This is a genomic window from Pseudomonas sp. UBA6315, assembly GCF_002438125.1.
GTDB classification, from domain to species: Bacteria; Pseudomonadota; Gammaproteobacteria; order Pseudomonadales; family Pseudomonadaceae; genus Aquipseudomonas; species Aquipseudomonas faucium.
In genome coordinates, this window is the sequence record NZ_DJTF01000059.1 from 49736 (window position 1) to 68697 (window position 18962).

14 protein-coding genes are annotated in these 18962 nt (G+C 65.5%); 5 read left to right on the forward strand and 9 right to left on the reverse strand.

The genetic code is table 11. The annotated features are described in order from the left end of the window. The 4 genes from B3E94_RS07265 to B3E94_RS07280 all read right to left on the reverse strand — a co-directional run. Window positions 1-609, reverse strand: a 609-nt coding sequence (locus tag B3E94_RS07265) for a VWA domain-containing protein (protein WP_286912913.1), incomplete at its 3' end; no start/stop codon positions are given. Further along, window positions 602-1096 carry a DUF4381 domain-containing protein gene (locus tag B3E94_RS07270; RefSeq protein WP_236235550.1) on the reverse strand — a complete coding sequence of 165 codons (495 nt, stop codon included), beginning with the start codon at window positions 1094-1096 and terminating at the stop codon, window positions 602-604. The genes B3E94_RS07270 and B3E94_RS07265, both read right to left, overlap by 8 nt. Next, window positions 1093-2037: a DUF58 domain-containing protein gene (locus B3E94_RS07275; protein ID WP_236235551.1), complete on the reverse strand. Its 945-nt coding sequence runs from the start codon at window positions 2035-2037 to the stop codon at window positions 1093-1095. The genes B3E94_RS07270 and B3E94_RS07275 overlap by 4 nt, the downstream gene beginning before the upstream one ends. Before the next feature lie 186 nt (window positions 2038-2223). Continuing rightward, window positions 2224-3183: an AAA family ATPase gene (locus B3E94_RS07280; RefSeq protein ID WP_176511853.1), complete on the reverse strand. Its 960-nt coding sequence runs from the start codon at window positions 3181-3183 to the stop codon at window positions 2224-2226. A gap of 185 nt (window positions 3184-3368) precedes the next feature. Here B3E94_RS07280 and B3E94_RS07285 point away from each other — a divergent pair, with 185 nt between their 5' ends. Further along, a complete protein-coding gene (locus tag B3E94_RS07285; RefSeq protein WP_286912914.1) occupies window positions 3369-4652 on the forward strand; it encodes a T6SS phospholipase effector Tle1-like catalytic domain-containing protein in 1284 nt (427 codons plus the stop codon). Between the two features lie 51 nt (window positions 4653-4703). Here B3E94_RS07285 and B3E94_RS07290 read toward each other — a convergent pair whose 3' ends face one another. The 4 genes from B3E94_RS07290 to B3E94_RS07305 form a co-directional block, all read right to left on the reverse strand. Beyond that, on the reverse strand, window positions 4704-6035 hold the full coding sequence (locus tag B3E94_RS07290; protein WP_286912915.1) for an MFS transporter: 1332 nt from the start codon (window positions 6033-6035) through the stop codon (window positions 4704-4706). Between the two features lie 44 nt (window positions 6036-6079). Beyond that, a complete protein-coding gene (lhgO, locus tag B3E94_RS07295; protein WP_176511850.1) occupies window positions 6080-7273 on the reverse strand; it encodes an L-2-hydroxyglutarate oxidase in 1194 nt (397 codons plus the stop codon). A gap of 103 nt (window positions 7274-7376) precedes the next feature. Then, the gene (locus B3E94_RS07300; protein ID WP_176511849.1) at window positions 7377-8087 is read right to left on the reverse strand and encodes a FadR/GntR family transcriptional regulator; all 711 of its coding nucleotides are present in this window, start codon (window positions 8085-8087) and stop codon (window positions 7377-7379) included. Window positions 8088-8261: 174 nt separating this feature from the next. Further along, window positions 8262-8615, reverse strand: a complete 354-nt coding sequence (locus tag B3E94_RS07305; RefSeq protein WP_008092792.1) for a hypothetical protein — start codon at window positions 8613-8615, stop codon at window positions 8262-8264. A gap of 245 nt (window positions 8616-8860) precedes the next feature. Here B3E94_RS07305 and B3E94_RS07310 point away from each other — a divergent pair, with 245 nt between their 5' ends. Continuing rightward, entirely contained in the window at window positions 8861-13726 is a 4866-nt protein-coding gene (locus tag B3E94_RS07310; protein ID WP_286912917.1) for an NAD-glutamate dehydrogenase, read from the forward strand. 93 nt (window positions 13727-13819) lie between these two features. On the opposite strand, the gene ppsR is transcribed toward B3E94_RS07310, so the two are convergent. After that, on the reverse strand, window positions 13820-14638 hold the full coding sequence (gene ppsR / locus B3E94_RS07315) for a posphoenolpyruvate synthetase regulatory kinase/phosphorylase PpsR (RefSeq protein ID WP_176511847.1): 819 nt from the start codon (window positions 14636-14638) through the stop codon (window positions 13820-13822). A 177-nt stretch (window positions 14639-14815) separates the two neighbouring features. Here ppsR and ppsA point away from each other — a divergent pair, with 177 nt between their 5' ends. The 3 genes from ppsA to rraA all read left to right on the forward strand — a co-directional run bounded on the left by ppsA (window position 14816) and on the right by rraA (window position 18960). Then, window positions 14816-17191, forward strand: coding sequence for a phosphoenolpyruvate synthase (gene ppsA / locus B3E94_RS07320; RefSeq protein WP_176511846.1), 2376 nt, complete (start codon window positions 14816-14818; stop codon window positions 17189-17191). A gap of 100 nt (window positions 17192-17291) precedes the next feature. After that, window positions 17292-18284: an alpha/beta fold hydrolase gene (locus B3E94_RS07325; protein WP_176511845.1), complete on the forward strand. Its 993-nt coding sequence runs from the start codon at window positions 17292-17294 to the stop codon at window positions 18282-18284. A 184-nt stretch (window positions 18285-18468) separates the two neighbouring features. After that, complete coding sequence (gene rraA, locus B3E94_RS07330) at window positions 18469-18960, forward strand: ribonuclease E activity regulator RraA (protein WP_176511844.1); 492 nt, start codon at window positions 18469-18471, stop codon at window positions 18958-18960. Window positions 18961-18962: the final 2 nt, after the last annotated feature.

The window sequence follows — 18962 nt, forward strand, 5'->3', positions numbered from 1 at the left end:
GCCGTCGGTGATCAGCACCAGCACCCGGCTCTGCGCCGGGCGTTGGCGCAGGCGCTTGACCGCAAGGCCGATGGCATCGCCGATGGCGGTGTTCTTGCCGGCGATGCCGATCTGCGCTTCGTCGAGGAAGGTGCGCACGGTGCGCCGGTCGAAGGTCAGCGGCGCCTGCAGGTAGGCCTGGCTGCCGAACAGGATCAGGCCGACGCGGTCGCCTTCGCGCTCCTGCAGGAAGTCGCCGAGCAGCGCCTTGACCAGGTCCAGGCGGCTGATGTCTTCATCCTTCCATTGCATGTCGGGGAAGTCCATGGAACCGGACACGTCCACCGCCACCAGCAGGTCGCGGCCGCTGGCGGCCACCGGCACCGGGTCGCCGAGCCATTGCGGGCGGGCGGCGGCCAGCAGCAGCAACAGCCAGATCAGCACGAACGGCGCCTGCTGGCGCCAGGTCGGCAGGTTCAGGCGTGCCCGGCGCCCGGCTAGGCTTTCCAGTTCATCGAGAAAGCCGACCTTGAGCACCGGCTCGCCGCTGTCGGCGGCGGGCAGCAGCAGGCGCGCCAGCCAAGGCAGCGGCAGCAGCAGGAAGATCCATGGCCAGGCCAGTTCAAACATGTTTGCGGATCCAGGTTTCGACGGCCTGGCTGAGCCCGGCAATGGCTTTGTCGTCGAGCTTGCACTCGGGCTTGTAGGCGCCTTCGACCAGCACCATCCAGCGCGTCAGGCCGGCCGCCGGGCAGCGGTTGTCGAGAAACGCCAGCCACTGGCGGCCGTTGAGGGTGTGGCTGTTGGCGCCGGGGTAGTGGTTGCGGCACAGGCGCTTGAGCAGTGCGTTGATCTGCTGCAGCCAGGCGCCGGCCGGCGCGCCGTCGTAGGGGCGGGGCAGGCGCGCAAGCTCGGCCAGGGCTTCCACGCGCACCGGGTCGAGCGGCAGTTCCGCGCGTACCACCGGGCGCTTGCCCGGCCGCCAGCGGCGCAGCCGCCACAGGCCCCAGCCCAGCAGCGGCAGCAGCGCGAGCAGCAGCCACCAGCCTGGCGCCGGTGGCCACAGGCCGATCGCCGGTGGCGCGAGCAAGGGTTGCAGCTGGTCCAGCGGGTTCATTGGCCGCTCCGTGGGCGCTGGGCGTTGAGGTACTCACGCAACTGCTCGATCATCTCGCTCTGGGTGCTCAGCGGCATCAGCAGCACCCGCAGCTTCTGCGCCATCAAGTCCCAGCGTTCGATGCGCGCTTCGGCCTGTTGACGGTAGGCCCGGCGCAGGTTGGCGTCCAGGGTGTCGAGCTCCAGTTGCGCGCTGCGCTGGGCGAAGCGCAGCAGGCCGGCGGCGGGCAAGGCATGGTCGAGCGGGTCGGAAACCGGCAGCAGCAGCAGGTCGCAATGGCGCGAGAGCATGGCCAGGTGCTGTTCGGCCTGGTCGGTGAGCGAGCGCTCGTCGCAGATCACGATGGCCAGGCTGCCCGGGCGCAGCACTTCACGGGCGCGGCGCAGGGCAAGGCCGAGGCTGTCGGCCTGGGGCGCGGCCTCGGTGTGCAGCGCCTGGTTGACCTTGGCCAGGCGGTTGAGCAGTTGCAGCAGGCTTTGCTTGCTGCGCCGCGGCTTGATTTCGTGGTGCTCGTTGTCACCGAACACCAGCCCGCCGATGCGGTCGTTATGCCCCAGCGCGGCCCAGCCGAACAGCGCCGCGGCCTCGGCCGCCAGCACCGACTTGAACATCAACCCCGAGCCGAAGAACAGCCGCTGGCTTTGCTCGACGAGGATGAAGATGGGCCGCTCGCGTTCTTCGTGGAACAGCTTGGTATGCGGCTCCTGGGTGCGGGCAGTGACGCGCCAGTCGATGTTGCGCACGTCGTCGCCGGCCTGGTAGACGCGCACCTGGTCGAAGTCCACGCCACGCCCGCGCAGCTTGGAATGGTGCAGGCCAATCAGCGGGCTGCGCTGGCCGGGGCGGGAAAACAGCTGAATCTCGCGCACACGGTGGCGCATGTCGATCAGCTCGGCGAGGCCGATGCGGATGCCGGGGTCGGCGAGGTGCGTGGCGGGCATGGGGTCAGGCGACGAGGTCGAGGGCGCGCTGGGCAGAGGCCCCTACTTTAATGCATCCGCAGTGGTGACGACCAATGCGTTCGCTAAAAATGTGCACGATTGCCTGGGCTCGCGCATTGCCCACATTGCGCGCCGTGCGTTCGAACAGCCCCCTCGGAAAACCCTGGTCGAGAAGAACACCTGAGTTCAGGCGACGGCGACTACGTCGAGAATGCGCTGCACCACCCGGTCCTGGTCAACGCCAGCTGCCTCGGCCTCGAACGACAGGATGATGCGGTGGCGCAGCACATCGAACAGCACCGCCTGGATGTCTTCGGGGCTGACGAAGTCGCGCCCGGCCAGCCAGGCATGGGCACGCGCGCAGCGGTCCAGGGCGATGGAGCCGCGCGGGCTGGCGCCGTAGGCGATCCAGTCGGCCAGCTCGCTGTCGAACTTGGCCGGGGTGCGGGTGGCCATGACCAGCTGCACCAGGTATTCCTCCACCGCGTCGGCCATGTACAGGCCAAGGATTTCCTTGCGCGCGGCGAAGATCGCCAGCTGGCTGACCCGCCGCTCAGGCTTCACTTCGCCGCCCAGGGCTTCGCCGCGGGCCTGGGCGAGGATGCGCCGCTCCACGGCAGCATCGGGGAAGCCGATTTTCACGTGCATCAGGAAGCGGTCGAGCTGGGCTTCGGGCAGCGGGTAGGTGCCTTCCTGCTCGATCGGGTTCTGCGTGGCCATGACCAGAAACAGTGGCGACAGGTCGTAGGTGCTGCGGCCCACGCTGACCTGGCGCTCGGCCATGGCTTCGAGCAGCGCCGACTGGACCTTGGCCGGGGCGCGGTTGATTTCGTCGGCCAGCACCAGGTTGTGGAAGATCGGCCCCTGCTGGAACACGAAGCTGCCGGTTTCCGGGCGATAGATTTCGGTGCCGGTGATATCCGCCGGCAGCAGGTCGGGGGTGAACTGGATGCGATGGAACTGCGCCTCGATGCCTTCGGCCAGTTCCTTGATCGCCTTGGTCTTGGCCAGGCCCGGCGCGCCCTCCACCAGCATGTGGCCGTCGGCCAGAAGCACGATCAGCAGCCGTTCGACCAGCTTTTCCTGGCCGAGAATCTGGGTGGAAAGAAAGGTGCGTAGCGCGATCAGCGCTTCACGGTGTTCCATCGATGGCGGTTCCTGGAATGGGGCAGGGCGAGCGCGAAAGGCAACTGGCCTGGCAAGGGGGGATACTTTAATCCATCCGCGGTGCCACGTCGAAATCTGCGCTCGCTGTTTGCTGCATTGGCTGATTTTCCACCGGCGCCCGCTATCGCTTGCTTGCACGCTCCCAATCAGCAAGGAGCGTGAGCATGGAACAGCAACATGGCCCAGCCAGTTTGCGGGTGGGCATCTTCTTCGACGGAACCGGCAACAACCAAGCCAATGCCCAGGCCGCGCAAGGCGGTGAAGGGGGCAGTTACGCCAACGCCTTGAGCAACATCGCCCTGTTGCATGCGCTGTACCCTGGCGGCCAGGTCGATGATGAATTCTTCCTCAAGTGCTATGTGCAGGGCATCGGCACCTGCGAAGGGGCACCCGACTCGGCCTTCGGCGGCGCGACTGGCCGGGGGCATGCCGGGGTCCAGGCACGTGTCGAGCAGGCCTTGGCCGCCGTGGCGCAACAGGTGCACGACTGCCTGGCAAGCCATCGGCAGGTGTTGCCGGGCAAAATCACCTTCGACCTGTTCGGGTTCAGCCGGGGAGCGGCAGCGGCCAGGCACCTGGCCAACCGGCTGGCCGAGGCGGCAGAGGGCCTGCCGGGCGAGTTGCAGTGCCACCGGGTGATCGAATTCATCGGCCTGTTCGACACGGTGGCGGCGATCGTCGCGCCGCTGCGTGGCAACTTCGACCCTGCCACTGACGATTACGATGGCTTGCAGCTAGGCCTTGGCCAGGGCATTGCGCGGCAGGTGGTGCAGCTGGTGGCCGGCGACGAGCGGCGGCGCAACTTCCCCTTGCTGCGCTGCGGCAACGACATTGTCGTGCCCGGCGTGCACTCGAACATCGGCGGCGGTTACCCCGCCACCCTGCGCGAGCAGGTGCTGTTGTGCAAACCGCAATCGAACCGGGTGCCTGCGGCCACGCCGGCAGAGCACACCCGCGCCTATGCGGCGGTGCAGGCCTTGCTGGCTTCGGCAATCGTGCAGTTGGGTGACCCGCAGCCCTGCCTGCAGGTCTGGGAGGAGCCGGTCAGCGAAGGCCGAGGCAAGCGTGAAGACCCGGAAAAACAGGTCTACGTCGCCGTGTACCGGGAGCGTGAGGTGAGCGGGCATCTGTCGCGCATCTACCTGAGCATCATGCGTGAGCTGGCCGTGAGCAACGGCGTGCCATTCGCCGGGCTGGGTGGGGACGAGGCGCATCGGCTGCCCGAAGAGCTGCAGGCGATCAGCGAAAAACTGCACGACTATGCCCTGGGGCGTTGCCAGGGGCCGCAACTGACGCCCGCCGAGCAGGCCTTGCTGCAGCGCAAATACGTGCATACCTCGGCGCACTGGAATGCCCTGGCGGGGTTGCGCAACAGCTCGCTGGACGTGCTGTACATCAACCGGCCCGAGGAAGGTGGCCGGGTCATGCATGACAATCCGCTGGGTTGAAGCCCAAGGGGCGGCAGTACCTGCACCTTCGCAGGTACTGCCGCACACCCCTCAGTTCTTCGAGGTGGAGTGCTTGCGGCCCTGGTCGAACAGCGCGAACACCACCACCAGCACGCCAGAGATCGCCAGGATCAACGCCACGCCATCGGTGGAGTGGGTCGCCGAGCCTGCCACCAGCGCCAGCCCGCCCAGCGGCGCCAGGCCGCCGGCCACGGCGGTGCCGATTTCGCGGCCGGTGCCAAAGCCCGAAGAGCGGGTCTGGGTCGGGAACTGGCGGCTGAGGAACGAACCCTGCGGGGCGAACATCATCGGCGCGAGGATGCCGGTGCCGATGGCGATGGCCACGTAGATCAGGGTCGGCTCGCCGGTGCTCAGCAGCTGCAGGAACGGGTAGGCGAACAGTGCCGACAGCACGCCGCCGAGCATCAGCACGGTCTTGCTGCTCCAGCGGTCGCACAGCCAGCCGAAGAACGGCACGGTGAAGATCGCCACCAGGCTGGCGATGGTCACCGACAGCGAGGTGACATGCGCCTCGACCCCTTTGAACTGGGTCAGGTAGGCCAGCGAGAAGGTCTTGAAGATATAGCTCAGGGCGTTGTAGCCGATGGCCACGAAGAACACCACGGCCAGGCCTTTGAGGTCGTTTTTGAACAGCAGCTTGAGCGGCGACACCTGGGGCTGGTCGTCGACCTTGTCATGCGCCTTCTTGAAATCGGGCGTTTCCGGGATGCTCTTGCGCACCCACAGGCCGACCGCCACCAGGGCAATGCTGGCGATGAACGGGATGCGCCAGCCGCCGGCCAGGAGGAACTCGTTGCCGTTCATGGTCAGCAGGTACACGGTCAGCGACGACAGCAGCAGGCCCAGGTTCAGCCCCAGTGCCGGCCAGGCGCCCTGGCTGCCGCGCTTGCCTTCGCTGGCGTGCTCGTAAGAGGTGACCGCCGCGCCCGAGAGCTCGGCGCCGGCGCCCAGGCCCTGGATGATGCGGATCACCACCAGCAGGATCGGTGCCCAGATGCCGATGCTGGCGTAGCTGGGGATCAGGCCGATCAGCGCGGTGCACACGCCCATCATGCAGAAGGTGATGACCAGCACGTGCTTGCGCCCGAAGCGGTCGCCCAGGTAGCCGAACAGCACGCCGCCGAAGGGGCGGGCGATGAAGCCGATGGCGAAGGTGGAGAACGCCAGCAGCGAGGCCACCGCCGGGTTGCTGGCATCGAAGAAGATCTTCGAGAACACGATCGCCGCCATGGTCGCGTAGAGGTAGAAGTCGTACCACTCCAGCATCGAGCCGAAGATGGTTGCCGCGGCTACCTTGCGCAGGCGCTTGCGTTGCTGTTGCGGGGTTTCGGTTGCGGCCAGCGCCGCCTCGTGTACCGACATCTGAGGTTCCTTATTGTCTTTGTAGTGTTGTGTTGCAGCAGTGTTCAGCGGGCCTTGAGGATCTTCTCGGCGATCATCTGGCCGATCGGGATGGCCGAGGTGGCCGCAGGCGACGGGGCATTGCAGACGTGCACCATGCGCGGGGTCTCGGCGAACAGGAAGTCATGCACCAGGGTGCCGTCGCGCATCACCGCCTGGGCGCGGATGCCGGCCTCGTAGGGCAGCAGGTCTTCGACCTCGAGCGATGGGCAGTACTTGCGGCACTGCTCCAGGTAGCCGCGCTTGAACAGCGAGTTCTTCATCTCGGCGGTGCCGGAGCCGAGGTTGTTCCAGATGGTTTTCCAGAAGCCGGGGAAGGCGGCGTACTCGGCCACATCGCGCCAGTTCACCGAGAACTTGCGGTAGTTCTCCCGGCCGAAGCCGAGCACGGCGTTGGGGCCGACGGTGACGCTGCCGTCGATCATGCGCGTCAGGTGCACGCCGAGGAACGGCAGCTCCGGGTCGGGGATCGGGTAGATCAGGTGGTTGACGATCTGGTTCTTGCTGGCTGGCAGGCGGTAGTACTCGCCGCGGAAGGGGATGATCTGATGGTCGATCCTGACCCCGGCCAGGCGCGCCAGGCGGTCGGATTGCAGGCCGGCGCAGGCGACCAGCTGGCGGGCCCGCCAGGTCTGGCCGTGATCGCGGATCTCGACATGCTCGCCCAGCTCGCGGATGCCCTGCACCGTGGTGGACAGGCGCACTTCGCCGCCAGCCTGCTCGATGACCTTGGCCATGGCGTAGCACACCTGCTTGTAGTCGACGATGCCGGTAGCGTCGACGAACAGTGCGCCGAGCCCGGCGATGTTCGGCTCGCGGCGCTTGAGTTCGCCGGCGTCGAGGCGCTCGACCTTCAGGCCGTTCTGCTGCGAGCGCTGGTACAGCGCCTCCATGCGCTGCATTTCCAGCGGGTTGGAGGCCACCAGCAGCTTGCCGCAGACGTCGAAGGCGATGCCGTGTTCGCGGCAGAAGTCCTTGGTGGCCTGGGCGCCGCGCTTGCACAGCTCGGCCTTGAGGCTGCCCGGGGCGTAATAGATGCCTGCATGGATCACGCCGCTGTTGTGGCCGGTCTGGTGGCGGCCGAGGCTGGCTTCCTTTTCCAGGATCAGCAAGGACGCGCCGGGGCGCTGTTGCAGCAGGGCCATCGCGGTGGCGAGGCCGACGATGCCGCCGCCGATGATGCAGTAGTCGTAAGTCATGCAGGGGTACCTTGGTGTTCTTGTCGGTTAATCTGCTTATCAGGTTGTCAGACTAAGTAGTGCGTGCAAAACGCCTCGCCAGGCCACGGTGAGTGCTCCGGGGTCAGTCGAGGGCGGGAAGGTCGATTTTCAGGCGTTTGGCTGACGCGCGCAGGTGCGCTTCGGCGCAGGCAGCTGCGGCTTGCCGGTCGCCGTCGGCGATGGCCTGGTACAGCGCCTGGTGTTCGCGGTTGGCATCTGCCGAGCCGCCTACCGAGTGGCTGGCGGAGTTTTCCCAGGCGGTGCGCCGCGCGCTGGCCAGCTGGCCGCCGAGGAAGTCGTGGAAGGCCACGAAGTAGTCGTTCTTGCTGGCTTCGGCGATGGCCCGGTGGAAGGCCACGTCGGCGGCCGAGGCGGTGGCGAAGTCGCTGCTCTTGTCGAGCATGGCTTGCAGGGCCTTGGCCATGTGCGCCAGGTCATCGGCGTCACGCCGACGCGCGGCGATGGCCGCGGCCTGGGTTTCGATCCACAGGCGCATCTCGAACATCTGCACCAGGTCAGGCGTGCGCCCTTGGCTGCCGGGGAAGCGAAACACCGTGCCGTTGGGGGTTTGCGAGATGTAGGAACCGAGCCCGCGACGGGCGATCAGCACGCCATCGGCCTTGAGCTGCGCCACTGCCTCACGCACCACCGAGCGGCTGACATTGAGCTGTTCGGCCAGTTGCTGTTCGGTGGGCAGGCGCGATTCGGCGGCCAGGCGGCCGGCATCGATCTCGGCGCGGATGGCGCTGACAACCCGTTCGACCAGGGTGTCGGGGCGCTGGAGCTCTAGCATGGGGGCGGTTGCCTAGTGGTCAGGTTGTCAGACAATGCCTGTCGGTGGATTGGCTGTCAATATTTTCAAGGGGTTATGGAGTGTCTGTCAGGGCCCTATCGCCGGCAAGCCGGCTCCCACGCAGAGAATCTGTGGGAGCCGGCTTGCCGGCGATAGGGCCACTGCCGAAAAAGCTCAGAGCTCGCTGACGAAGGTGCCCGTGCCATCGAGAATATTGCGCAAGGTCAGCTCGACCTCTTCCAGGTCAGTGCCCGCCGAGGTCAGCACGATTTCCAGCGCCTCATCGCCCTTGAGCGCATCACGGTCCCCGGCGGCCACTTCGATCAGCAAGCGCTGTGCGCTCAAGGTCACCTTCAGGCCATCGAGCGTCGAAGGCTCGTCATCGAGGGTCAGGTCGACCGTGTCCTCGTCCGGATAGCGGGTCAGCAGGAACATCTGCCCCTTGTCGCTGTGGCAGCACAAGGTCGCCATGTTGTCTTCCTCGTCATCGCACGGGGTGGCGAAGAGCAGGGCGGTATTGATTTGCATAGCGGGCTCGGGTCAAGGAAATGAAAGGGAATTCTGACAGTGTTGTGGGCATCCATAAACGTAAAGTTACCGCCCCTTGACCGAAATTGTCGCAGCGCTGCAAGCGGCGATGACCGATCAGTCGTTAAGCTTCGGCGAGCCCTGAACTTTACGTCCGGCTTGCCACGGGTTGGCTATCGTTGATCCGTGACCGTCGGACGCACGCGACGCTTCAACTATTACAAAGCCCAAGCGGAGTACCACAGATGGCGTTCTTCACCGCAGCCAGCAAAGCCGACTTCCAGCATCAACTGCAGGCGGCCCTGGCGCAGCACATCAGCGAACAGTCACTGCCACAAGTGGCGCTGTTCGCCGAGCAGTTCTTCGGCATCATTTCCCTGGACGAACTCACCCAGCGCAGGCTGTCGGACCTGGCCGGCTGCACCCTGTCGGCCTGGCGCATCATCGAGCGCTTCGACCCCGAGCAACCGCAGGTGCGGGTGTACAACCCCGATTACGAACGCAACGGCTGGCAATCGACCCATACCGTGGTCGAGGTGCTGCACCATGACTTGCCATTTCTGGTCGACTCGGTGCGCACCGAGCTCAACCGCCGCGGCTACAGCATCCACACCCTGCAGACCACCGTGCTCAGCGTGCGCCGCGGGCCCAAGGGCGAGCTGCTCGAGCTGCTGCCCAAGGGCACCCATGGCGAAGGCGTGCGCCACGAGTCGCTGATGTACCTGGAGATCGACCGCTGCGCCAACGCCGCCGAGCTGAACGTGCTGGCCCGCGAGATCGAGCAGGTGCTGGCCGAAGTGCGCGTGGCCGTGGCCGATTTCGAGCCGATGAAGGCCAAGCTGCGCGACGTGGTGGCGCTGGTGGAGCAAACCCCGTTCGCCCCGGTGCAGCATGAGAAGGGCGAGGTCAAGGCGTTCCTGGAGTGGTTGCTGGACAACCATTTCACCTTCCTCGGCTATGAAGAATTCACCGTGCAGGGCGATGCTGCCGGCGGCCAGATGCTCTACGACGAGCATTCCTTCCTCGGCCTGCCGCGCCGCCTGCGCGTGGGCCTGACGCCTGAAGAGCTGCGTATCGAAGACTACGCCGTGGCCTACCTGGCCGAGCCGCTGCTGCTGTCGTTCGCCAAGGCCGCGCTGCCCAGCCGCGTGCACCGCCCGGCCTACCCGGACTACGTGTCGATCCGCCAGCTCGATGCCGACGGCAAGGTGGTCAAGGAGCACCGCTTCATGGGCCTGTACACCTCCTCGGTGTACGGCGAGAGCGTGCATGCCATCCCCTACATCCGCGTCAAGGTCGCTGAAGTCGAGCGCCGTTCGGGCTTCGACCCCAAGGCCCACCTGGGCAAGGAACTGGCCCAGGTGCTCGAAGTGCTGCCGCGCGACGACCTGTTCCAGACCCCGATCGACGAGCTGTTCAGCACCGTGATGTCGATCGTGCAGATCCAGGAGCGCAACAAGATCCGCGTGTTCCTGCGCAAGGACCCTTACGGGCGCTTCTGCTACTGCCTGGCCTACGTGCCGCGGGAAATCTATTCCACCGAGGTGCGCCAGAAGATCCAGCAGGTGCTGATGGAGCGCCTCAAAGCCAGCGACTGCGAGTTCTGGACCTTCTTCTCCGAATCGGTGCTGGCGCGTGTGCAGCTGATTTTGCGGGTCGACCCGAAAAACCGCATCGACATCGACCCACAGCAGCTGGAAAACGAAGTGATCCAGGCGTGCCGCTCGTGGCATGACGACTATTCGGCGCTGGTGGTGGAAAACTTCGGCGAAGCCCAGGGCACCAACATCCTCGCCGACTTCCCCAAAGGCTTCCCGGCCGGCTACCGCGAGCGCTTTGCCGCGCACTCGGCGGTGGTCGACCTGCAGCACGTACTGGCGCTGTCCGAGGCCAAGCCGCTGGCAATGAGCTTCTACCAGCCGCTGACGCGCCTGGGCGAGCGCCTGCTGCACTGCAAGCTGTACCACGCCGATACCCCGCTGGCGCTGTCGGACGTGCTGCCGATTCTCGAGAACCTGGGCCTGCGCGTGCTCGGCGAGTTCCCGTACCGGCTGCGCCACGCCAGTGGCCGCGAGTACTGGATCCACGACTTCGCCTTCACCTACAGCGAAGGCCTGAACCTGGACATCCAGCAGCTCAACGATGTGCTGCAGGATGCGTTCGTGCATATCGTCCAGGGCGACGCCGAGAACGACGCCTTCAACCGCCTGGTGCTCACCGCCGGCCTGCCGTGGCGTGATGTGGCGCTGCTGCGCGCCTATGCCCGCTACCTCAAGCAGATCCGCCTGGGCTTCGACCTGGGCTACATCGCCAGCACCCTGAACAACCACACCGACATCGCCCGCGAGCTGACCCGGTTGTTCAAGACCCGCTTCTACCTGGCGCGCAAGCTGACCAACGAAGACCTGGACGACAAGCAGCAGCGCCTGGAGCAGGCGATCCTCACCGCCCTGGACGATGTCCAGGTGCTCAACGAGGACCGCATCCTGCGCCGCTACCTGGACCTGATCAAGGCCACCCTGCGCACCAACTTCTACCAGCCCGACGCCAACGGCCAGAACAAGTCGTACTTCAGCTTCAAGTTCAACCCCAAGCTGATTCCCGAGTTGCCCAAGCCCGTGCCGAAGTTCGAGATCTTCGTCTATTCGCCGCGGGTCGAGGGCGTGCACCTGCGCTTTGGCAACGTCGCCCGCGGCGGCCTGCGCTGGTCGGACCGCGAAGAAGACTTCCGTACCGAAGTGCTGGGCCTGGTGAAAGCCCAGCAGGTGAAGAACTCGGTGATCGTGCCGGTCGGCGCCAAGGGCGGCTTCCTGCCACGGCGCCTGCCGCTGGGCGGCACCCGCGACGAAATCGCTGCCGAAGGCGTGGCCTGCTACCGCATCTTCATCTCCGGCCTGCTCGACATCACCGACAACCTCAAGGACGGTGGCGTGGTGCCGCCGGCCAACGTGGTGCGGCACGATGACGACGACCCGTACCTGGTGGTGGCGGCCGACAAGGGCACCGCGACCTTCTCCGACATCGCCAACGGCATCGCCATCGACTACGGCTTCTGGCTGGGCGATGCGTTCGCCTCGGGCGGCTCGGCCGGCTACGACCACAAGAAGATGGGCATCACCGCGCGCGGCGCGTGGGTCGGCGTGCAACGCCACTTCCGCGAGCGTGGCATCAACGTGCAGCAAGACCCGATCACCGTGATCGGTGTCGGCGACATGGCCGGTGACGTGTTCGGCAACGGCCTGTTGATGTCGGACAAACTGCAGCTGGTAGCCGCGTTCAACCACCTGCACATCTTCATCGACCCCAACCCGGACCCAGCCACCAGCTTCGTCGAGCGCAAGCGCCTGTTCGACCTGCCGCGCTCGGCCTGGAGCGACTACGACACCAGCATCATGTCCGAAGGCGGCGGGATCTTCCCGCGCAGTGCCAAGAGCATCGCCATCAGCCCGCAGATGAAAGAGCGCTTCGCCATCGAAGCCGACCGCCTGACCCCGACCGAGCTGCTGCATGCACTGCTCAAGGCGCCGGTGGACCTGCTGTGGAACGGCGGCATCGGCACCTACGTGAAAGCCAGCAGCGAAAGCCACGCCGATGTCGGCGACAAGGCCAACGACGCGCTGCGGGTCAACGGCAACGAGCTGCGCTGCAAGGTGGTGGGCGAGGGCGGCAACCTCGGCATGACCCAGCTGGGCCGCGTCGAGTTCGGCCTGCAGGGCGGTGCCACCAACACCGACTTCATCGACAACGCCGGCGGCGTGGACTGCTCCGACCACGAGGTCAACATCAAGATCCTGCTCAACGAAGTGGTGCAGGGTGGCGACATGACCGAGAAGCAGCGCAACCAGCTGCTGGGCAGCATGACCGATGAAGTGGCCGGCCTGGTGCTGGGCAACAACTACAAGCAGACCCAGGCGCTGTCGCTGGCCGCCCGCCGCGCCCGCGAGCGGATTGCCGAGTACAAGCGCCTGATGGCCGACCTGGAAAGCCGCGGCAAGCTTGACCGGGCCATCGAGTTCCTGCCGTCCGAGGAGCAGCTGGCCGAGCGCCTGGCGGCCGGCCAGGGCCTGACCCGTGCCGAACTGTCGGTGCTGATCTCCTACAGCAAGATCGACCTCAAGGAGCAACTGCTCAAGTCGCTGGTGCCGGACGACGACTACCTGACCCGCGACATGGAAACCGCCTTCCCGCCGTCGCTGGTCAGCAAGTTCGCCGAGGCCATGCGCCGCCACCGCCTCAAGCGCGAGATCGTCAGCACCCAGATCGCCAACGACCTGGTCAACAACATGGGCATCACCTTCGTGCAGCGCCTGAAGGAGTCCACCGGCATGAGCCCGGCCAACGTTGCCGGTGCCTACGTGATCGTGCGCGACATCTTCCACCTGCCGCACTGGTTCCGCCAGATCGAGGCGCTGGACTACCAGGTGCCGGCGGAAATCCAGCTGACCTTGATGGACGAGCTGATGCGCCTGGGCCGCCGCGCCACCCGCTGGTTCCTGCGCAGCCGGCGCAACGAGCAGGATGCCGGGCGCGATACCGCGCACTTCGGGCCGAAAATCGCCCAGCTTGGGCTCAAGCTCGACGAGCTGCTCGAAGGCCCGACCCGCGAGCGCTGGATGGTGCGCTACCAGAGCTTCGTCGAGGCTGGCGTGCCGGAGCTCTTGGCGCGCATGGTCGCCGGCACCAGCCACCTGTACACGCTGCTGCCGATCATCGAGGCGGCGGATGTCACCGGGCATGAGCCGGCCCAGGTGGCCAAGGCGTTCTTCGCCGTGGGCAGCGCGCTGGATTTGACCTGGTACCTGCAGGAGATCAGCAACCTGCCGGTGGAGAACAACTGGCAGGCCCTGGCCCGCGAGGCGTTCCGCGACGACATCGACCTGCAGCAGCGGGCGATCACCATTTCCGTGCTGCAGATGGCCGATGCGCCGCAGGACATGGACGCGCGCGTGGCGTTGTGGGCCGAGCAGCACCGGGTGATGGTCGAGCGCTGGCGCGCCATGCTCGACGACCTGCGCAACGCCACGGGCACCGACTATGCGATGTATGCGGTGGCCAACCGCGAGCTGGTCGACCTGGCGATGAGTGGGCAGGCGGCGGTGGTGCCGTCCTGATCTTCAGGCTGAAATGAAAAAGCCCCGGCAGTGATGCCGGGGCTTTTTTGTGCCTGTTCTGGCCCTATCGCCGGCAAGCCGGCTCCCACAGGCCTACTTGAACCTGCGCTCAACCCCTTTTTCCACGAGGATCTTCGCCGAAATCTCTTCCACCGAAAAATGCGTGGAGTTGATGTTGGGGATGTTCTCCCGGCGGAACAGGCTCTCTACCTCGCGCACCTCGAACTCGCACTGGGCAAAGCTCGAATAGCGGCTGTTGGGCTTGCGCTCGTGGCGGATGGCGGTCAGGCGGTCCGGGTCGATGGTCAGGCCGAACAGCTTGTTGTGGTGCTTCTTCAGCACCGCCGGCAGCTGCAGGCGCTCCATGTCGTCTTCGGTCAGCGGGTAGTTGGCGGCGCGGATGCCGAACTGCATGGCCATGTACAGGCACGTCGGCGTCTTGCCGCAGCGCGATACGCCCACCAGGATCAGGTCGGCCTTGTCGTAGTAGTGGGTGCGCGCGCCATCGTCGTTGTCGAGGGCGAAGTTCACCGCCTCGATGCGCTCCATGTAGTTGGAGTTGCCGCCGATCGAGTGGGATTTACCCACGGAATACGACGAATGGGCGGTCAATTCCTGCTCGAGCGGGGATAAAAACGTCGAAAAGATGTCGATCATGAAGCCGTTCGAGGTGGCCAGGATCTCGCGGATGTCCTGGTTGACGATGGTGTCGAAGATGATCGGGCGCATGCCGTCGCGCTCGGCGGCCGTGTTGATCTGCTGCACCATGGTGCGCGCCTTGTCCGGCGTATCGATGTACGGGCGGGTGAATTTGTTGAACGGGATGCTCTCGAATTGCGCAAGCAGGCTTTGGCCCAGGGTTTCGGCGGTAATGCCGGTGCCATCGGAGATGAAGAACGCGGTTCGTTTCATTTGCGATCTGGGCCTTAAGCTGATGACGATTCTTGGATATGATAAGTTCGGTTTGCCGAATGCGGCTGTCGGCATTCTCACTTATTTTCCAGGTACAGGCCACAAGCGCCCGGCCAAGTCCAAGCAGGCAGGCGGGCGCCCTTGAGCTTTTCCAATACAGTTAGTGGAGAGATCACCTTGGTAGAGTACGTAGTTTCCCTCGAAAAGCTCGGCGTCCATGATGTGGAGCATGTGGGGGGCAAGAACGCATCCCTGGGCGAGATGATCAGCAACCTCGCAGGTGCTGGCGTTTCGGTGCCGGGCGGCTTTGCCACTACGGCTCAGGCGTACCGCGACTTTCTCGATCAGAGTGGCCTGAACGAGCGCATCCACGCCGCGCTCGACGCGCTGGACGTGGACGACGTCAACGCCCTGGCCAAAACCGGCGCGCAGATCCGTCAGTGGGTCATGGAAGCCGAGTTCCCGGCGCGCCTGGATGCGGAAATCCGCACCGCCTTCGCCGCCATGTCCCAGGGCAACGACAACATGGCCGTGGCCGTGCGTTCCTCGGCCACCGCCGAAGACCTGCCGGACGCCTCGTTCGCCGGCCAGCAGGAAACCTTCCTCAACATCCGCGGCGTCGACAACGTGATCCGCGCGGCCAAGGAAGTGTTCGCCTCGCTGTTCAACGACCGCGCCATCGCCTACCGCGTGCACCAGGGCTTCGACCACAAGCTGGTGGCCCTGTCGGCCGGCGTGCAGCGCATGGTCCGCTCGGAAACCGGCACTGCCGGGGTGATGTTCACCCTCGACACCGAGTCGGGCTTTCGCGACGTGGTGTTCATCACCGGCGCCTACGGCCTGGGTGAAACCGTGGTGCAAGGTGCGGTCAACCCTGACGAATTCTACGTCCACAAGCAGACCCTGCAGGCCGGCCGCCCGGCCATCCTGCGCCGCAACCTGGGCAGCAAGGCAATCAAGATGGTCTATGGCGACGAAGCCAAGGCCGGCCGTTCGGTCAAGACCGTCGAAGTCGAGCGTGCCGAGCGTGCACGCTTCTGCCTGAGCGACGACGAAGTCAACGAACTGGCCAAGCAGGCCATGATCATCGAGCAGCACTACCAGCGCCCGATGGACATCGAGTGGGCCAAGGACGGTGACGACGGCAAGCTGTACATCGTCCAGGCCCGCCCTGAAACGGTGAAGAGCCGCGCCAGCGCCAATGTCATGGAGCGCTACCTGCTCAAGGAGAAGGGCACCGTGCTGGTCGAAGGCCGCGCCATCGGCCAGCGCATCGGCGCCGGCAAGGTCCGCGTGATCAACGACGTGTCCGAGATGGACAAGGTGCAGCCAGGCGACGTGCTGGTGTCGGACATGACCGACCCGGACTGGGAGCCGGTGATGAAGCGCGCCAGCGCCATCGTCACCAACCGCGGCGGGCGTACCTGCCACGCGGCGATCATCGCCCGTGAGCTGGGCATCCCGGCCGTGGTCGGGTGCGGCAATGCCACCCAGATCCTCAAGGACGGCCAGGGCGTCACCGTTTCCTGCGCCGAAGGCGACACCGGCTTCATCTTCGAAGGCGAACTGGGCTTCGACGTCAAGCAGAACTCGGTCGATGCCATGCCGGAGCTGCCGTTCAAGATCATGATGAACGTCGGCAACCCGGACCGCGCCTTCGACTTTGCCCAGCTGCCCAACGCCGGTGTCGGCCTGGCGCGCCTGGAATTCATCATCAACCGCATGATCGGCGTGCACCCCAAGGCGCTGCTGAACTACGCCGGCCTGCCGGCCGAGCTGAAGGACAGCGTCGACAAGCGCATCGCCGGCTACAACGACCCGGTCGGCTTCTATGTCGAGAAGCTGGTCGAGGGCATCAGCACCCTGGCGGCGGCCTTCTACCCGAAAAAGGTCATCGTGCGCCTGTCGGACTTCAAGTCCAACGAGTACGCCAACCTGATCGGCGGCAAGCTGTACGAGCCGGAAGAAGAAAACCCGATGCTGGGCTTCCGCGGTGCTTCGCGCTACATCAGCGAGTCGTTCCGTGACTGCTTCGAGCTCGAGTGCCGTGCGCTCAAGCGCGTGCGCAACGAGATGGGCCTGACCAACGTCGAGATCATGGTGCCGTTCGTGCGCACCCTGGGCGAGGCCAGCCAGGTCGTCGACCTGCTCGCCGAAAACGGCCTGGCCCGTGGCGACAACGGCCTGCGCGTGATCATGATGTGCGAGCTGCCGTCCAACGCCATCCTGGCCGAAGAGTTCCTCGAGTACTTCGACGGCTTCTCCATCGGCTCCAACGACCTGACCCAGCTGACCCTGGGCCTGGACCGCGACTCGGGGATCATCGCGCACCTGTTCGACGAGCGTAACCCGGCCGTGAAGAAGCTTCTGGCCAACGCCATCCAGGCGTGCAACAAGGCCGGCAAGTACATCGGCATTTGCGGGCAGGGGCCGTCGGACCATCCGGACCTGGCCAAGTGGCTGATGGAACAAGGCATCGAAAGCGTGTCGCTGAACCCGGACTCGGTGCTCGAGACCTGGTTCTTCCTGGCCGAAGGCCAGGGCGCGGCCTGATGCGGTGAAATGCGGGGGTGCGTCTGGCGTGCCCCCGCCTGGTTTATCCAGGGCGAGCTCCAGCAATGGATCCCGCCCTTTTTTGTGCACCAAGCAACCTATGCAAAGCAGCAGCAATCTATTTCCCGTCGCCCTGCTCAGTGCCGAGCGGCGCGGCGACCTCAGTGAAGACGTGTACCGGATCAAGGCCGGCAATAGCCCTGACCCCAGCGTCGAAATCGCCTTGACCCGCCTGGGCCTGGCCGACCAGGGCGGCGCTCAGGGCGTGCCGGTCATTCTCCTGCACGGCAGTTTTTCCAACCGGCGTTTCTGGTATTCGCCCAAGGGCATCGGCCTGGGCGCCTACCTGGCCCGCGCCGGTTTCGATGTGTGGATCCCGGAGATGCGCGGCCACGGTTTGTCGCCGCGCAATCGCAACTGGAAGCACAACCAGGTGGCCGACTATGCCCGAGACGACCTGCCGCTGATCGCGGCCTTCGTCCAGGAGCAGGCCGGCCAGGCGCCGCACTGGGTGGGCCACTCGTTGGGTGGCACGACCTTGGCGGCGGCATTGGGTGGCGGCTTCCTGCGCGCCGAGCAGGTCGCCAGCGCGGCGTTTTTCGGCACCCAGGTCAGCCGCGTCTATTGGCCGCTGAAAGTGCCGCCGTTGACCTGGGGCGCGAAGCTGCTGCTCAAGCGCTGGGGGCAGATTTCCGGGCCGCGGTTCAAGCGTGGGCCAGAGGATGAACCGATCGGCCTGGCCCTGGAAAGCATGCGCTGGCATGGCCTGTTCGGGCGTTTTGGCGACAAGCAGAACGACTGGTGGGCGGGCCTGGCCGAGGTCGATGTGCCGGTACTGGCGGTGGCGGGAGCCGCGGACTTCCAGGACCCGGTGTGGGCGTGTCGCAAGCTGTTCGATCAGCTCGGTGGCGAGCGCAAGCAGTTTCTGCGCCTTGGGCGCGAGCAAGGTTTCGAGGCGTTCGGGCATGTCGACATGCTGGTGAGCAAGGCGGCGCAGGCGCAGGTTTGGCCGCTGGTGGAGCGTTGGTTGCGGGCGCCTTTGCTTGCTGTGCATGAGTCGACGCTGGTTGGCGAGCCTGTACCGGCCAGCTGATCGTGTGATGTGTAGGCCCCCACATTTCTCAATGACAGTGGTTTCCCTGTGGGAGCCGGCTTGCCGGCGATAGGGCCGGTGCAGCTTGCGCATAACTGACTGCCCGGTCCCGGATGACTGCAACCGCCTCCCCGGTGTAGCCTTGCCCGACATCCGCTTTCGTTGTGACTGACAGGAGCTTCCCATGCAGCATTACGTAACGCCCGACCTCTGCGACGCCTACCCCGACCTGGTCCAGGTGCTGGAACCGATGTTCAGCAACTTCGGTGGCCGCGACTCGTTTGGCGGCCAGATCGTCACCATCAAGTGCTTCGAAGACAACTCGCTGGTCAAAGAACAGGTCGAGCTCGATGGCAAGGGCAAGGTCCTGGTGGTCGATGGCGGCGGTTCGCTGCGCCGGGCCCTGCTCGGTGACATGCTTGCCGAAAAGGCTGCCAAGAACGGTTGGGAAGGCTTGGTGATCTACGGTTGCGTGCGTGACGTCGACGTGCTGATCCAGACCGACGTGGGTGTACAGGCTCTGGCCAGCCACCCGATGAAAACCGACAAGCGTGGCATCGGCGACCTGAACGTGGCCGTGACTTTCGCCGGCGTGACCTTCCGCCCGGGCGAATACGTATACGCCGACAACAACGGCGTGATCATCTCGCCAAGCCCGCTGAAAATGCCGGAGTGACG

Excerpts from the sequence above, each read along its gene's own strand:
- lhgO (WP_176511850.1), bottom strand. The coding sequence starts at position 7,273 with ATGACTTACGACTACTGCATCATCGGCGGCGGCATCGTCGGCCTCGCC.
- B3E94_RS07270 (WP_236235550.1), bottom strand. The coding sequence starts at position 1,096 with ATGAACCCGCTGGACCAGCTGCAACCCTTGCTCGCGCCACCGGCGATC.
- B3E94_RS07300 (WP_176511849.1), bottom strand. The coding sequence starts at position 8,087 with ATGCTAGAGCTCCAGCGCCCCGACACCCTGGTCGAACGGGTTGTCAGC.
- B3E94_RS07290 (WP_286912915.1), bottom strand. The coding sequence starts at position 6,035 with ATGTCGGTACACGAGGCGGCGCTGGCCGCAACCGAAACCCCGCAACAG.
- B3E94_RS07275 (WP_236235551.1), bottom strand. The coding sequence starts at position 2,037 with ATGCCCGCCACGCACCTCGCCGACCCCGGCATCCGCATCGGCCTCGCC.
- B3E94_RS07280 (WP_176511853.1), bottom strand. The coding sequence starts at position 3,183 with ATGGAACACCGTGAAGCGCTGATCGCGCTACGCACCTTTCTTTCCACC.
- B3E94_RS07325 (WP_176511845.1), top strand. The coding sequence starts at position 17,292 with ATGCAAAGCAGCAGCAATCTATTTCCCGTCGCCCTGCTCAGTGCCGAG.
- B3E94_RS07285 (WP_286912914.1), top strand. The coding sequence starts at position 3,369 with ATGGAACAGCAACATGGCCCAGCCAGTTTGCGGGTGGGCATCTTCTTC.
- B3E94_RS07305 (WP_008092792.1), bottom strand. The coding sequence starts at position 8,615 with ATGCAAATCAATACCGCCCTGCTCTTCGCCACCCCGTGCGATGACGAG.
- ppsR (WP_176511847.1), bottom strand. The coding sequence starts at position 14,638 with ATGAAACGAACCGCGTTCTTCATCTCCGATGGCACCGGCATTACCGCC.
- B3E94_RS07310 (WP_286912917.1), top strand. The coding sequence starts at position 8,861 with ATGGCGTTCTTCACCGCAGCCAGCAAAGCCGACTTCCAGCATCAACTG.
- rraA (WP_176511844.1), top strand. The coding sequence starts at position 18,469 with ATGCAGCATTACGTAACGCCCGACCTCTGCGACGCCTACCCCGACCTG.